Here is a 14,154-nt window from a genome sequence, read left to right as displayed (position 1 = left end):
GGTTTCGATGGTTCCCTCTACCGTCACGTGGGGACTGCTGGCGGCGTGGGCGGTGCACGACGCGGAGGAGCTGGCGACCATGGCGGGCTGGGCGCGTAAGGCCCGCGAGCGGTGGCCCTGGGTTCCCGAGGTGTCGCAGAGGCACGTGAACGTGGCCATCGGGCTCATGGGCGGGGTGGTGGCCGGGGCCTCGGCGCTGGGGGCGCGCACGGGCGGGCGGAGCCCGGTCTTCCAGGCCGCGCTGCTGGGGTTCGGGGCGCATGGGGTGGCGCATCTGGCCCAGGCCGCGGTGGCGCGGAGGTACACGCCGGGAGTGGTGACCGCGCCCTTGGTGGTCATCCCGTTCTCGGTGTGGGCTTGGCGGCGCTTGCGGGCCGCCGGGGTGCCGGTGCGGGCGGGGGCATCGGGCTGGGCGGGGGTGGCGGCGTTCCCGCTGGTCGTGGGCGGCGTCCACGCCCTGGCCCACACGCTCACCAGGCCCCGCGCGCACGGGAGCGCCACCGCCGCCACCCCGCACCCGGACGCACGCGCCGGGCACCGCCACGCCGCGTTGGATCGCCGATCACCTCGGCGTGGTCGACGTCATTCCTTCTGAGCGATGGATCAAGCCCTGATCGCGGTGCCCTGGGCGGAGACGAGGCGCCAGGCGCCGTGGGCGTCGGCGGCGTAGACGTGGGTGTAGCGACTTCCGGCACTGAACGTGGCGCCGTCGGGGTTGGTGAAGTTCATACCGGTACGCCCGACGACGATGCCCACCGTGCCGATGACCCGGACGATCGCCTCGTCCGGGAACGAGTCGATCTGCGGGAACCGGAGGGAGCCGGAGGCCACCAGGTCGAGCAGGATCCCCCTGTCGGCGACGGCCCCGTCCTCGATCCCGACCAGGACGAAGTCGTCCGCCAGCAACTCCTCCAGAACGGCGAGATCGCTTGCCACCAGGGCGTCGAAGAAGCTCTGGTCGTGCTTGAGGAGGGTGACCCGTTCCAAGGTGCTCATGTTGCGACGCTAAACGTTGACGCCGGTGACAAGGTCAAGCCACGCTCAGGTTCGGGCCCGCGGACGGTTGTGGCGCTCTGCTGTGTATCGCGCATGTCCAGCTTGTGTCCAGGCGGTGGCGGTCTCGGGCGCGCTCGTACCCGGCCACCTGCTCGGCCTTGGCGAGCACGGACGATGAGGCTGGAGGCCCGTTACTCCAGGCCTTCGACACGGTCCGCGAGGCGTTCGTGGCGTTGCCTGGCAGCTTGTGCGGTGCCGAGCCCGAGCCCGAACGCGATCTCCTGCCAGGTCATGCCGCGACCCCGCGCCATCTGCAGCAGGCCGGCCTCCAGCGCGTCCAGCTCTCCGCGCACCAGCGGGAGGAGGCTCAACGCCGCGGTGATGTCGGCGTGATCGACCTCCGGCTCGCCGTCATCGAGCCGTGCGGCTCCGCTGAGCAGGAACGCGACAAGCCTGACGGCTTCGTGCGGGCCGATGGCCGACGCATGGGCCTGCCGACCGCGCTGCTCATCGGTGGCCGCGTGCCGCTCGGCGATGCGGAAAAGGGACGCGTGCACGCGTTGGGCGCGCGCCTGCTCCGGATGCGGAGGGGTGAAGGGATCGGGGTGATGATCGGCATGCGTAGGCATGGGGCTCACGATGCCGCAGCAATCGAAGCGTTGTCAACTTTCCGTTTTGAACAAAGTGTTCAAAGGCATCGTGTCCTCTGGCTCTGATCACCTCTGACTCTGATCACCTCGGCGAACGCCTCCGCCACCGGCCGCCAGGTGGCGACGAGCGCGCTCTCGGCGGCCTTGACCTCGGCATTGAGCTCCTCGGCCACGTCCAGGTCGGACTCGGCGGTCCAGGAGGCGAAGATCTCCGGCGTGGCCTCGGGATGGAACTGGACCGCCCACGCGGCCTCACCGAGCCGGTAGGCCTGGTTCGTATACTGGGCCCCGGTCATCAGCGGCACCGCACCGTCGGGCAGCCGCGTCATGGCGTCCTGGTGATACTGGATGGCCACGGCCGTGCCGACCCCCGCGAGCAGCCGGTCATCGCCTGCCGCGGGCAATGCGACCACCTCGCGAGCACCCACCTCGAGCCCGTTCGACCCTCGCTCGACCGTGCCGCCGCAGGCCATGGTCAGCAGCTGCGCCCCCAGGCACACGGCCAGGGTGGGGGTGCCCTCTTCGACGGCCCGGCGCAGCAGGTCGCGGGCGGCGGGCTGCCAGGGGCTCCGCTCGTCCTCCCAGGCCGCCGCCGCACCGCCGAGCACGATCAGCCCGTCCGCCGGGCGCGCGGGAATCTCCTCGCCGAGGTACGGACGTACGACGTCGCAGGCCAAGCCCAGCCATTCGCCGAGGTACCCGAGGCCGGCCTCGGGCTCGTGCTCGATCACGGTGATACGCATATCAGGCAATTTATCCGCCACATGGGAGAGCGACCGCCCCAGGGCCGTGCATACCGTAGCCGGGCGTTTGTCCCTAAGCTCCGTTTATGACATTCGAGTTCGACGATGTCGCCGGTCAGCGCATCGCAACGTTCGGAACGGGACCGCGCACGATCATCGCGGTACACGGGATCACGGCCTCGCTGATGGCGTGGGGCGCGGTGGGGCGGCGGCTGCCCGAGGGATGGCGGCTGGTCGCGATGGACCTGCGCGGTCGCGGGCACAGCGACTCGCTGCCCGGGCCGTACGGGCTGCCGAGGCACGCCGAGGACGTCCTGCGTGTCGCCGACCACGTCGGGGCGGGTCCGGACGCGGTGCTGACCGGGCACTCGATGGGCGCCTACATTGCCGCCCTGGTCGCCGCGGAGCGAGACTTCGCGCGGGTGGTGCTGGTGGACGGCGGGCTGCCCCTGCCACCGCTGCCCGAGGATCTGGATGTCGACGAGGTCCTGGAAGCCACGCTCGGACCGGCGATCGCCCGGCTGCGCCAGACGTTCCCCACCGCCGACGCGTACGTCGACTTCTTCAAGGCACATCCGGCCTTCGTCGGCCACTGGAACGCCGACGTGGAGGCGTACGTCCGCTATGACCTGACGGGGCCCGAGGGGGCGCTGCGGTCGCGGGCGGTCGCTGAGGCGGTGATGCAGGACGGGCGCTGGCTGCGGCTGGAGCCGGAGGCCATCGCGGCCGCTCTCGAAAGCGTCCAGTCACCGCTCTCTCTGCTCAGAGCGCCCCGCGGCCTGCTCAACCAGGACGTCGGCATGCTCCCCGACGATCTCGCTCTCCCCTGGGCCGCCCGCCTCCCGGGTCTTCGGGACGAGGTGATCCCGGACTGCAATCACTACACGATCCTGTTCGACGACCGCTGCGTGTCGACCGTCGTCACCCACCTCACCGCCGCACCCTGAACTCACGACCCGCACCCGGCTCCCCCACCGATTCGGCCTCCAGTCAGACGACACCACATCCCCACACGTCGGGACCGGCTCGCCGCCACCCGACGGCCGGAGGCCGTGCCCGCAGGAGGCGGGGCTGTGACGCCGGAGCAGAACACCACACCATCGGCCTCAAGCAACAGCCAACCCACCCCACCGCGAGCCCGACGACCAGCGGGGGCGGGCGGGCATCCGGCGCCGCCTCACCACAGGGCAGGGCAATGCGTACGGCCCCTGAGCTGCTCGTTCGAGCTCAGGGGCCGTACGCAGTCGCAAGTCAGCGTGGAGCGATCCAGGTCGCGCGAGCGGCGGCCACGAGCGTGCCGTCCATCTCGTAGATGGCGCTCTGGCCGTACATCTTGCGCCCGTCGCGGCCGGTCGGGCGGGCCACTACGGAGTAGCGGCCGCCGGGGTTGACCGGGCGGTGGATCTGCACCGCGAGCCGCCCGAGCAGCGCGGACTCGCCGGGGCCGAAGTGGGCCCAGCCGGTGATGCAGTCGAGCACCGCACCCACGATCGACGCGGGCACCCCGTCCTCGCCCGCCACCGTGAACGGCACCCGCCAGCCGGCCGCCACCAGGTCCGTGCCCTCCACCGGGCCGGGGAAGATGCGCAGGCCGTCACCCGGCTCGCGCATGCCGCACGCGAAGCACTCGGCGAACGGGTGCGCCTTCAGCCCCACGAACCCCGCCTCGGCGCGGGCGGCGTCGTTGAACGCCACGAATCCGGGGCCCTCCAGGTCCTCGGCCACGGGGATGGCCTCGACCAGCAGCTTGTCGCCGTCCGAGAGGGACACGGAGTTGGCGACGTGCTCCAGGCGTAGCTCGGTTTCCAAGGGCGTGGGCGCATGCAACGTGACCTCGACGGCTGATCGACCACCGTTCAGCGCTTCCGCCATGGTGCCCGCTATCCAGCCGCCGTTGGCGACTCCCACAGGGCCCCGGAAACGCTCCGGAACGGTCAACACGGTCTGCAGGGCAGCCGTCGTCATGCCACACCCTCCAATATCGCCACATATGGCGGGAAGTCCGGAAATGCCAAAAGGAACAGGCCGATTTTACTGGACTCCCGGTTTCGCCAGATCTCGGGGGTCCTGAGGCTGATCGACACCACCACATAACGCCTCGAGGGGGCCCGAAACTTCCCGGCCCATCCCGACCGGCCTGTCACCAGGTGTATCGAGACGCTAGGCGCCGCACATCGCCGGGATGTGACTCGGGGGTCAGAAGCAACGAAAATCGGCCTCACTCCGAACTTGCACCTGGAGTGAGGCCGATCAAGGCGTTGGGAGTACCTTATCCCGGCTTTCCCCGCCCCGCGACCAATCCCCCGATACGGCCGACGCGGATGTGTCGCGGGTGACCAAGTCGGCAGGCGTGTGAGCGGAGGCGTCGCAGGCGGCCGGGCCGTGGACGCGCCGCGAAGGGGCGGTGGCTGATGCGTGATGAGGCGCGCGTCTTCGGCCGGCCTCGGAGAGGCTGTAGGCACGGCAACATGAGAGAAAGCGGGGGTGAGCCTGTGCAGGGCGCGAGGTTGCGGTATCCGTCCGGTTCCCTGGTCGTCTTGACGGGGCTTCCGGGCGCGGGAAAGACCACCTTGTTGCGACGCCTGTACCGGATGCACGGCGCGGAGAGTCTGCCCGTCACCATAGGCACGGTCGCGGTGATCGACTCGTTCCAGTCAAAGCGGCACTGGTACGGGCGGCTGGCCTGGGCGCCCCAGCCGGTACGCCGCGCTGTCGTCTTCGTCACCCACCTGAGCCGCATCCGCCAGGCCCTGACCCGCGGCCACTCGGTCGTCGCGCACAACCGGGGCTGCGCCCCGTACGTGCTGCGGGGTTTCGCCTGGCTGGCCCGCAGGCACCGCGCGAGCTTCCACCTGCTCCTGCTGGACGCGCCGGCGGAGGCCGCACTGGCGGGGCAGCGGACCAGGGGCCGGCTGGTGGCGCCCAGGACGTTCGCGCGCCATCAGCGCCGGTGGGAGAGCCTGGTGACCAGGGTGAAGGGCGGCGATCCCGCCCCCGCCGCGGGCGCGCACATCGTGGACCGGGCGGGGGCCGACCTCCTGCAGGAGATCGTGTTCGACGAGACGGTGATCGGCCCCTGGAAGGCTCAGAGCACCGGCAGGTAGCGGCCCAGCTCGAACTCGGTGACGTGGCGGCGGTATTCGCGCCACTCCGCCCGCTTGTTGCGCAGGAAGAAGTCGAAGACGTGCTCCCCCAGCGTCTCGGCCACCAGCTCGCTGCGCTCCATGACCGCGATCGCGTCGTTGAGCGACCCGGGCAGGGGCTGGATGCCGAGGGCGCGCCGCTCGGCGCTGGTCAGCGTCCACACGTTGTCCTCGGCCGCGGCGGGGAGCTCGTAGCCCTCCTCGATGCCCTTCAGCCCGGCCGCCAGGATCAGCGCGAAGGCGAGGTAGGGGTTGCACGCCGAGTCGAGCGACCTGAACTCGATGCGCGTCGAGCCGCCCTTGTGCGGCTTGTACATCGGCACCCTGACCAGGGCGGAGCGGTTGTTGTGGCCCCAGCACACGTAGGAGGGCGCCTCGCCGCCCTGGCCCGCGATGGCCTCGGCCCCGCCCCAGAGGCGCTTGTAGGAGTTGACCCACTGGTTGGTGATGGCGGTGATCTCGGCGGCGTGCTTGAGGAGCCCGGCGATGAACGACCGGCCGATCTTGGAGAGCTGGTATTCGGCCCCGGCCTCGTAGAAGGCATTCCTGTCGCCCTCGAACAGCGACATGTGCGTGTGCATGCCGGAGCCCGGGTGCTCGGTGAACGGCTTGGGCATGAACGAGGCCCAGATGCCCTGCTCCAGCGCGACCTCCTTCATGACCAGGCGGAAGGTCATGATGTTGTCGGCCGTGGTGAGCGCGTCTGCGTAACGCAGGTCGATCTCCTGCTGCCCGGGCGCGCCCTCGTGGTGGCTGAACTCGACGGAGATGCCCATCGACTCCAGCATCAGCACCGCCTGGCGCCTGAAGTCGTGGCCCGCGCTGTGGGGCGTGTGGTCGAAGTAGCCGCCGGAGTCGATCGGCTCGGGCCGCTCGCCGGGCTCGGGGCGGTTCTTCAGCAGGAAGAACTCGATCTCCGGGTGGGTGTAGAACGTGAAGCCCATGTCGGCGCACTTGGCGAGCGTGCGCTTGAGCACCCAGCGCGGGTCGGCGTGGGAGGGGGAGCCGTCCGGCATGAGGATGTCGCAGAAGATGCGCCCCGCGCCCGGCGTCTCGCTGCGCCAGGGCAGTATCTGGAACGTGGCCGGGTCGGGCTTGGCGAGCATGTCGGACTCGTAGACGCGGGCGAAGCCCTCGATGGCCGAGCCGTCGAACCCTATGCCCTCCGCGAACGCGCCCTCCAGCTCGGCTGGGGCGATCGCCACTGACTTGAGGAAGCCGAGCACGTCAGTGAACCACAGCCGGATGAACCGGATGTCGCGTTCCTCGAGCGTGCGGAGCACGAACTCCTGCTGGCGGTCCACAGCGTCCCCTCTATCTGTCAGTACAGGTCTACCTACCAGCATGCCGTGTCCGTGTTTCGCACACGTTACGGGGGGTGCCGGTGCGAGCCTCGCTGACAAAGCCCCCCGCCCCACTTAATGTGATCACGCAGTCAGTCTCGGGGGAGGCATTGGTGGCTATCGACCTGCTCAATCACAAGCTAGACCGGGCATTCGACCACATCGACGCGTGCGGCAACGGCGTCGTGGAGCGTGAGGACCTGCTGGGGCTGGGCGCCCGCATCCTGGTGGGCTTCGGGGAGTCCCCCACCTCGCTCACCGGGTCCAGCCTGGTCGACAGCTTCGACGGCATCTGGGCCACCCTGTCGCAGACGCTCGAGCGGGACCCCGACTTCAGCATCGCGCGGCCGGACTTCCGTACCGGGATGGTCGCGGCGTTCGTCACAGGCGATCTGTATGACGCGGTGTTCAGGCCGGCCACGGTGGCGGTGGCGAAGCTGTGCGACGGCAACCGGGACGGGGAGATCGGCCCCGGCGAGTTCCGCACGATGCTCAGCGCGTTCGGCGTGGCCTACGACGACGTGGACGAGGCGTTCGACCGGCTCGACCGGACGGGCAGGGGCGCGCTCACCGTGGACGAGCTGGTCCTGGCCGCCTCCGACTACTACCGCAGCGACGACCCCAACGCCGCGGGCAACTGGCTTTTCGGCCCCCTGTGAAGATCGCTGTGAAGACCTCCGTGGAAGCCTCTGTGAAGACCTCCGTGAACACGACGAACACCACGAACACCGGCGCGAACACCACAGTTTTCGCCGCGGTGCGTACCGCGCTGCGTTCGGCCCTGACCTCGATGCTGCCGCTGCCGCGCAGGGGCGGCTCGGCGGCGCTGGCGCTGATGCCGCTCACCGAGCGGGTGCCCGCGATGGCGGCGCCGTGCAGGATGCACCCGGCCGTGTACGCGATCGAGGCCGCGGTCATCGACTGGGCCAGGAGGACAGGGCTGCGCGCCGCGCCCGGCGTGGGCTACCACCGGATGGCGGGCCGGGCGTTCGCCGAGTTCGACGCGGCCGCGGCGGCGCTGTTCGCGCAGTGGCTGACGTGGCTGTTCCACCTGGACGACGAGCTGGATGAGGGTTCGTGCCCGCTGGACATCTTCGACGGCATGCTCAAGGGCGCGGCTCGGCATCCGCTGGAAGCGGCGTTCGCGGACCTGTGGCGGGTGACGAGCGCGCGGATGAGCGACCGGTGGCGGGCCAGGTTCGCGGTCGGGCTGCAGCGCCAGCACGACGCCTGCCGTACCGAGGCCGACAACAGGGCGGCGGGGCGGATGCCGACGCTGGAGGAGTACCCGGTGCTGCGCAGGGGCACGGTGGGGCCGTACCTGTACGACCTGGTCGAGCCGTGCCTGCGGGTGGAGGTGCCGGCGTGGATGCATGAGTGCGAGCCGTGGCAGCAGCTCGTGAACGCGTGCAGCGACGTCACGGCGTGGTGCAACGACGTGGCCTCGCGGCCGAAGGAGCGCGGCGACGTGCACAACTTCGTCGTGCTCGCGATGCGCCAGCTCGGTCTGGGCGAGCGGGAGGCGACGGCCTGGGTGCTCGACCGGATAGCCGCGCGCTGCCAGGACATGCACAAGGCCGCGAGGCGGCTGCCGCTGGAGGACCTGGAGCCGAAGCAGGCGCGGGACGTCAGCAAGGTCGCGTGCGCGTACCTGGCGGCGCCGCGCGCCCACCTCGACTGGCTCCTGGAGTCCAAGCGCTACGCGTGACCCGCCAGGGTGTCGCCCATGGGGGTGCGGCGGTAGACGACCTGCTTGCCGACCCGCATCCCCACCGCGAGCCCGCCGCCGCTGAGCACCCCGAGGTGCTGGCTGACCGCGCCGGGCGTGAGCTCCATGCGCGTGGCCAGGGCGGAGGTGGTGGCGGGCTCGGCGAGCGCGAGCAGGATCTGCGCCCTGCTCCTGCCGATCAGCGCGGCGAGCCCTCCGGGCGCGGGCGGCCGTCCCTGCTCCCACAGCGTGCCCACGCCGAGCACGGGATAGACCAGCATCGACTGGTACGGGGCCGACATCACCGCCACGGCCGGCCCCCAGAACGCGCTGGGCACCAGCAGCAGCCCATCGCCGTGCAGCTCTTCCACGGCGCACCACGGCCGGTCGACGAGCAGCCGCTTCCCCGTCCACGTCACGGCCGGATCGAGCGCGGCGAACAGCTCATGCGCCCCGCCCTGGGCGAGCTGCCGCGTCCGGCGGAGCACGTCCCGCTCCAGCAGCCCGTAGACGCGCGGCCAGAACTCGGCGAAGCACCTCTCCCAGTACGCCTCCAGCGTGCCGGCCACCCTGGCCACGCCCGCCTCGGGGTCGGCCATGAACCGCTCGAGCAACGCCCGGTCGGCGCCCACGATCTTCGCCGCCTCCTCGCGGGCGAGCTCAGGCGGCGTGCGCCTGACCCGGTCGAGCTCGGCGGCGAACTCCGGCATCGGCGTGTCGGGGGGCGGCGTGATGAAGTCGGCGATGTACCCGGTCTGGGGCACGAGCGCGAACAGCTCGGCCAGGTCGAGCCCCGCGAGACGGGGGCGTACGGCCTTGAGCCAGGGCAGGTGGATCGAGTGCCGGGACGGCTTCTGGAGGGTGCGCAGGCTGGCGACCAGCTCCCACATCGGCGAGAACGCGAACCGGATCCGGGCCACGGCGTCCGGGTTCATCACCCACGAGATGGACATGCTTTTAGCGTGCACTAAATCGTTCGCCCTGACAAACCTCGGCATATCACGCTTTGTCGCGTGACAAGCGCAACTGTTGAGCGGGCTTCCTTCCTCCGGTCGAAGCTCGGCGGCCTGCCCCGCCCGTTCTGGGCCCTGTGGGGCGGCACACTGGTGAACCGCCTGGGCACCATGGTCATGCCCTTCACCGGCGTCTACCTCACGCAGAGCCGCGGCCTGTCGGTGACGGCCGCCGGCCTGGTGATGGGCGTGTTCGGAGCGGGCTCACTGCTGTCGCAGCTGCTCGCGGGGGTGCTCACGGACCGGATCGGGCGCCGGGCCACGCTGTCGGGCGGCATGCTCGCCACGGCGGCCACCTTGCTGGTGCTCGGCTACAGCACCTCACTGCCCGCGATCCTGGCCTCGATGTTCGTGCTCGGGCTGGTCATCGACGTCTACAGGCCCGCCTCGAACGCCCTGGTCGCGGACCTGGTCTCGCCAGACGAACGGCCACGGGCGTACGGGCTGCTGTTCTGGGCGATCAACCTCGGGTACGCGGTCGGCATGACGGCCGGGGGCCGGCTGGCGGGGCTCGGGTTCGTCTGGCTGTTCTGGATCGACGCGGTGTCCAGCGTGCTCTTCGCCGTGCTGGTGTGGCGGGCCGTCCCGGAGACCAGGCCGCCGGCCGGGGAGTCCGCCGGCGGGTTCGGCGTGGTGCTGCGGGACCGGCTGATGGTGGGCTTCACGCTGGTGATCCTGGCCGAGGCGCTGGTCTACTCGCAGACGATGACCATGCTGCCGGTGGCGATGACGGAGGTGGTGGGGCTGTCGCCGGGGCAGTTCGGGCTGGCCATGGCGCTGAACGGAGTGCTGATCGTCGTCGTCCAGCCGCTGGTGTCGGGGTGGCTGGGGCGCCGGGACGCCGCCCGTACCTTCGCGCTGGGGGTGGCGGTGATGGCGCTGGGGTTCGCCATGACCGCGTTCGTCCACGACACGTTCGGGCTGGCGGTGACGATCGTGGTGTGGACGATGGGCGAGATCATCCAGGCGGGCATCGCGGGCACGATCGTGGCCGCGCTCGCCCCGGCCGAGCTACGGGGGCGGTATTCGGGGCTGTTCGGATTCGCGTGGTCGCTGGCGGCCGTGCTGGCGCCGCTGCTCGGCGGGCCACTGCTGGAGATCGGGACGTGGGCGCTGTGGTTCACGATCGGCGGGGTGGGGGTGGTCTCGGCGGTGGGCATGCTCCTGCTCGGGCCCGCCATCAGACGCCGCTGACCGGCGGCGGGCACCGCCGCCTCTGGGAGAATTCGCCGTATACCTCAACACCTTCTCCCTCTACAGTTACGCCTGAAATGCTGACATTCACCGCGCTCGGACCGTTCCAGGCATGGTCCGACGGCAACCCTGTCGACCTCGGCGGCCAGCGGCAACGGGCGGTGCTCGCGCGCCTGCTCGTGGCCGGCGGCCGTGCCGTCCCCGTGAGCACCCTCATCGACGAGCTCTGGCCGGGCGGGCCGCCCGCGCAGGCCCTGTCCACCATCCAGGGGTACGTCTCGCGCCTGCGCCGGGCCCTCGAGCCTGATCGCGCACCCCGCGAGGAGGCCCGCGTGCTGGTCTCCGCGCCGCCCGGATACGCCCTGCGCGCCGGGACGGACCAGGTGGACGCGTGGCGGTTCGAGAGCCTGGTGAAGTCGGACGGCGCCCCGGCGCAGGTGTGGGCGGCCATGGACACCGCGCTGGAGCTGTGGCGGGGCCCGGCGCTGGCCGAGTTCGCGGAGCTGAGCTGGGCCACGACGGAGGCGGGCAGGCTGGAGGAGCTGCGGCTGATCGCCGTCGAGCGCCGGGCCGGCGCGGGTCTCGCGCTGGGCAGGGCGACGTCGCTGGTGGCCGACCTGGAGGCGCACGCGTCGGCGTACCCGCTGCGTGAGGAGGCGTGGCGGCTGCTCGCGCTGGCGCTGTACCGGCTGGGGCGGCAGGGGGACGCGCTGGGGGCGCTGCGCAGAGCGCGCGCGGCCTGGCGCGACGAGCTGGGCCTCGACCTGTCGGCCGGGCTGCAGCGCCTGGAGGCCGACATGCTCGCCCAGCGCCTGGAAGACGACGGCGGCGCGGGGACGGCCGCCGGGCTCCCTCCGTACCCGGAGGAACCTACGCCGCTGCGCGTGCTCGTGGCCGACGACCAGGCGCTCGTACGGACCGGAGTCCGGGCGATGCTGGCCGGCGAACCGGGGGTCACGCTGGCCGGCGAGGCGGTCGACGGCGAGGAGGCGATCGCGCTCGTGGCCGAGACCCGCCCGGACGTGGTCCTGCTCGACATCCAGATGCCGCGCCTCGACGGACTGGCCGCCGCCCGCCGGATCCTGGCCGAAAACCGGCCACCCAAGGTGATCATGATGACCACCTTCGGCAGCGACGAGAACCTGTATGCGGCGCTGCGAGCGGGAGTGAGCGGATTCGTGCTGAAGACGTCGGCTCCCGAGCAGTTCCTGGCCGCGATCAGGGCGGCGGCGGCCGGAGACGCGCTCATCGACCCGACGATCACCACCCGGCTGATCGCGTCGTTCGCCGGTCGCACCGACCCGGCCGCTCCCCCGGCGCTGGCCGGGCTCTCCGATTCCCGGCTCGACGTGCTGAAACTCGTCGCACGCGGCCTGACGAACCGCCAGATCGGCCAGACGCTCTCCTGGCCCGAGGAAGAGGTGTCCATCATGGTCAAGTCGCTCTTGGAGCACCTCGGGCTGTTCGACCGGGCACAGCTGGTTATGGCCGCGTACGAGTCAGGTTTAGTGACACCCGGCGAAAAGTCTTCCTTTTCGTCTCTTTGACGATAAAAAGCGCACCGTACTAGGCTTGGCGACGTGGCCCAACTGCGCATTGCCCTCGCACAGACGAACCCGGCCGTCGGCGACCTTGACTCCAACGCCGACCAACTGATCACGTGGTCCCGTGACGCCGCCGCGCGCGGGGCTCATCTCGTGGTCTTCACCGAGATGTTCCTCACCGGTTATCCCGTGGAGGACCTCGTCCTGCGTACGTCCTTCGTGGACGCCAGCATCCGCACGCTGGAGGAGGTGGCGCGCAGACTGGAGCGGGAAGGCCTGGGAGAGCTTCCGGTGGTCGTCGGCTACGTCGACCGCGCGGGCCTGGCCCCCAGGGTCGGCCAGCCGAAGGGCGCCCCGCTGGACGCGGCCGCGCTGCTCCACAGGGGCGAGGTGGTCACCCGGACGGCCAAGCACCATCTGCCCAATTACGGGGTGTTCGACGAGTACCGCTATTTCGTGCGCGGCGACCGGCTGCCGATCTTCCGGCTGCACGGGGTGGACGTGGCGATCGCGGTGTGCGAGGACCTCTGGCAGGAGGGCGGGCCCGTGTCCGTCGTGGGCCAGGCGGGGGCCGGGCTGCTGGTCGCGCCGAACGCGTCTCCGTACGAGAAGGAGAAGGACGACGTACGCCTGGAGCTGTGCGCGCGGCGGGCGCGTGAGGCGGGATGCGCGCTCGTCTACGTGAACCAGGTCGGCGGGCAGGACGAGCTGGTCTTCGACGGCGACTCGATCGTGGTGGACGGCTCCGGCTCGCTGGTGGCACGGGCGGGGCAGTTCAAGGAGGAACTGCTGGTCGTGGACCTGGACCTGCCGGTCTCGGAGGCGGAAACCGGCACGTTCCCGTACGACGCGGGCGACGGCAGCACCATCACGGTGGACCGCATGGTGCTCTCCTCCACCCCCGTGGAGCCCTACGAGCCGATCCCCGCGACGATCGCGGAGCGCCTGGACCTGCACGCCGAGGTGTACTCGGCCCTGGTCCTGGCCGTACGGGACTACGTGACCAAGAACGGCTTCCAGTCGGTCATCCTCGGCCTCTCCGGCGGAATCGACTCGGCGCTGACGGCCACGATCGCCTCGGACGCCATCGGCCCGTCGCGCGTCAACGTGGTGCTCATGCCGTCCCGCTACTCGTCCGACCACTCGCTGGCGGACGCGGAAGAGCTGGTCCGCAGGCAGGGCGTGACCTCGCAGACCGTCCCGATCGCCGACATCGTCAGCGCTTTCGAGAAGGAGATCGACCTCTCGGGCCTGGCCGCCGAGAACCTCCAGGCGAGGGTACGCGGCACGACCCTCATGGGCCTGTCGAACGAGCACGGCCACCTGGTGCTGACGACGGGGAACAAGAGCGAGCTCGCGACGGGCTACTCGACGTTGTACGGCGACTCGGCCGGCGGCTTCGCCCCCATCAAGGACGTGCCGAAGACCATGGTGTGGGACCTCTCGAGGTGGCGCAACGCCCACGCGCTCCCCGGGTTCCTGCTCGAGGCGAAGAACCCCATCCCGGAGAACTCCATCGTCAAGGAGCCGAGCGCCGAACTCCGCCCCGGCCAGCGGGACACGGACTCGCTCCCGCCGTACGAGATCCTCGATCGCCTGCTGGACGACTACGTCGAGAAGGACATGGGCTCGCAGGAGCTCATCGAGGCGGGCCACGACCCGGCGCTGGTCACGAGGGTCATCAGGCTGGTGGACCTGGCCGAGTACAAGCGCCGCCAGTATCCTCCAGGCCCCAAGATCACGCCGAAGAACTTCGGCCGCGACCGCCGCCTGCCCATCACCAACAGGTGGCGCGAAACGGCGGACTGAAGGCGGGCCGT

General features: G+C 70.7%; 14 protein-coding genes. 8 read left to right on the top strand and 6 right to left on the bottom strand.

Annotated features, from left to right (window positions below):
- Nucleotides 1-7: 7 nt before the first annotated feature.
- Nucleotides 8-595: an HXXEE domain-containing protein gene (locus tag ACQPWU_RS18330; protein ID WP_433441557.1), complete on the top strand. Its 588-nt coding sequence runs from the start codon at nt 8-10 to the stop codon at nt 593-595.
- 8 nt (nt 596-603) lie between these two features.
- Here ACQPWU_RS18330 and ACQPWU_RS18325 read toward each other — a convergent pair whose 3' ends face one another.
- From ACQPWU_RS18325 to ACQPWU_RS18315, 3 genes are all read right to left on the bottom strand, one after another.
- A complete protein-coding gene (locus ACQPWU_RS18325; protein ID WP_433441555.1) occupies nt 604-996 on the bottom strand; it encodes a nuclear transport factor 2 family protein in 393 nt (130 codons plus the stop codon).
- A 191-nt stretch (nt 997-1,187) separates the two neighbouring features.
- On the bottom strand, nt 1,188-1,625 hold the full coding sequence (locus ACQPWU_RS18320; RefSeq protein WP_433441553.1) for a DNA-binding protein: 438 nt from the start codon (nt 1,623-1,625) through the stop codon (nt 1,188-1,190).
- Nucleotides 1,626-1,684: 59 nt separating this feature from the next.
- Entirely contained in the window at nt 1,685-2,389 is a 705-nt protein-coding gene (locus ACQPWU_RS18315) for a type 1 glutamine amidotransferase (RefSeq protein WP_433441551.1), read from the bottom strand.
- A gap of 86 nt (nt 2,390-2,475) precedes the next feature.
- On the opposite strand from ACQPWU_RS18315, the gene ACQPWU_RS18310 reads away from it, so the two are divergent.
- Nucleotides 2,476-3,336: an alpha/beta hydrolase gene (locus ACQPWU_RS18310; protein WP_433441549.1), complete on the top strand. Its 861-nt coding sequence runs from the start codon at nt 2,476-2,478 to the stop codon at nt 3,334-3,336.
- Between the two features lie 304 nt (nt 3,337-3,640).
- On the opposite strand, the gene ACQPWU_RS18305 is transcribed toward ACQPWU_RS18310, so the two are convergent.
- Nucleotides 3,641-4,354: a PaaI family thioesterase gene (locus ACQPWU_RS18305; RefSeq protein WP_360699132.1), complete on the bottom strand. Its 714-nt coding sequence runs from the start codon at nt 4,352-4,354 to the stop codon at nt 3,641-3,643.
- A 572-nt stretch (nt 4,355-4,926) separates the two neighbouring features.
- On the opposite strand from ACQPWU_RS18305, the gene ACQPWU_RS18300 reads away from it, so the two are divergent.
- A complete protein-coding gene (locus ACQPWU_RS18300; RefSeq protein ID WP_433441547.1) occupies nt 4,927-5,493 on the top strand; it encodes an AAA family ATPase in 567 nt (188 codons plus the stop codon).
- Here ACQPWU_RS18300 and glnA read toward each other — a convergent pair.
- Complete coding sequence (gene glnA, locus ACQPWU_RS18295; RefSeq protein WP_433441545.1) at nt 5,475-6,836, bottom strand: type I glutamate--ammonia ligase; 1,362 nt, start codon at nt 6,834-6,836, stop codon at nt 5,475-5,477. The genes ACQPWU_RS18300 and glnA overlap by 19 nt on opposite strands.
- Nucleotides 6,837-6,988: 152 nt before the next feature.
- Between glnA and ACQPWU_RS18290 the strand changes: the two genes are divergently transcribed.
- A complete protein-coding gene (locus ACQPWU_RS18290) occupies nt 6,989-7,534 on the top strand; it encodes an EF-hand domain-containing protein (RefSeq protein WP_433441543.1) in 546 nt (181 codons plus the stop codon).
- A gap of 32 nt (nt 7,535-7,566) precedes the next feature.
- Entirely contained in the window at nt 7,567-8,583 is a 1,017-nt protein-coding gene (locus ACQPWU_RS18285) for a terpene synthase family protein (protein WP_433441541.1), read from the top strand.
- Here the strand turns inward: ACQPWU_RS18285 and ACQPWU_RS18280 are convergent.
- Nucleotides 8,574-9,536 (bottom strand): DUF5937 family protein, encoded by a 963-nt coding sequence (locus tag ACQPWU_RS18280; RefSeq protein WP_433441539.1) that lies wholly within the window; start codon nt 9,534-9,536, stop codon nt 8,574-8,576. The genes ACQPWU_RS18285 and ACQPWU_RS18280 overlap by 10 nt on opposite strands.
- A gap of 60 nt (nt 9,537-9,596) precedes the next feature.
- Between ACQPWU_RS18280 and ACQPWU_RS18275 the strand changes: the two genes are divergently transcribed.
- The 3 genes from ACQPWU_RS18275 to ACQPWU_RS18265 all read left to right on the top strand — a co-directional run bounded on the left by ACQPWU_RS18275 (nt 9,597) and on the right by ACQPWU_RS18265 (nt 14,143).
- Nucleotides 9,597-10,790, top strand: coding sequence for an MDR family MFS transporter (locus ACQPWU_RS18275; protein ID WP_433441538.1), 1,194 nt, complete (start codon nt 9,597-9,599; stop codon nt 10,788-10,790).
- A gap of 77 nt (nt 10,791-10,867) precedes the next feature.
- Entirely contained in the window at nt 10,868-12,337 is a 1,470-nt protein-coding gene (locus ACQPWU_RS18270) for a BTAD domain-containing putative transcriptional regulator (RefSeq protein WP_433441536.1), read from the top strand.
- Nucleotides 12,338-12,370: 33 nt separating this feature from the next.
- On the top strand, nt 12,371-14,143 hold the full coding sequence (locus ACQPWU_RS18265; RefSeq protein WP_433441534.1) for an NAD+ synthase: 1,773 nt from the start codon (nt 12,371-12,373) through the stop codon (nt 14,141-14,143).
- Nucleotides 14,144-14,154: the final 11 nt, after the last annotated feature.

The sequence above is a fragment of the Nonomuraea sp. CA-141351 genome, assembly GCF_050944675.1.
Taxonomy (GTDB): Bacteria; Actinomycetota; Actinomycetes; order Streptosporangiales; family Streptosporangiaceae; genus Nonomuraea.
This window is presented reverse-complemented; position numbering and strand designations above follow the sequence as displayed.

Coding starts and splice junctions, on each gene's coding strand:
- ACQPWU_RS18270 (WP_433441536.1), top strand. CDS start 10,868: ATGCTGACATTCACCGCGCTCGGACCGTTCCAGGCATGGTCCGACGGC.
- ACQPWU_RS18315 (WP_433441551.1), bottom strand. CDS start 2,389: ATGCGTATCACCGTGATCGAGCACGAGCCCGAGGCCGGCCTCGGGTAC.
- ACQPWU_RS18330 (WP_433441557.1), top strand. CDS start 8: ATGGTTCCCTCTACCGTCACGTGGGGACTGCTGGCGGCGTGGGCGGTG.
- ACQPWU_RS18305 (WP_360699132.1), bottom strand. CDS start 4,354: ATGACGACGGCTGCCCTGCAGACCGTGTTGACCGTTCCGGAGCGTTTC.
- ACQPWU_RS18320 (WP_433441553.1), bottom strand. CDS start 1,625: ATGCCTACGCATGCCGATCATCACCCCGATCCCTTCACCCCTCCGCAT.
- ACQPWU_RS18280 (WP_433441539.1), bottom strand. CDS start 9,536: ATGTCCATCTCGTGGGTGATGAACCCGGACGCCGTGGCCCGGATCCGG.
- ACQPWU_RS18325 (WP_433441555.1), bottom strand. CDS start 996: ATGAGCACCTTGGAACGGGTCACCCTCCTCAAGCACGACCAGAGCTTC.
- ACQPWU_RS18310 (WP_433441549.1), top strand. CDS start 2,476: ATGACATTCGAGTTCGACGATGTCGCCGGTCAGCGCATCGCAACGTTC.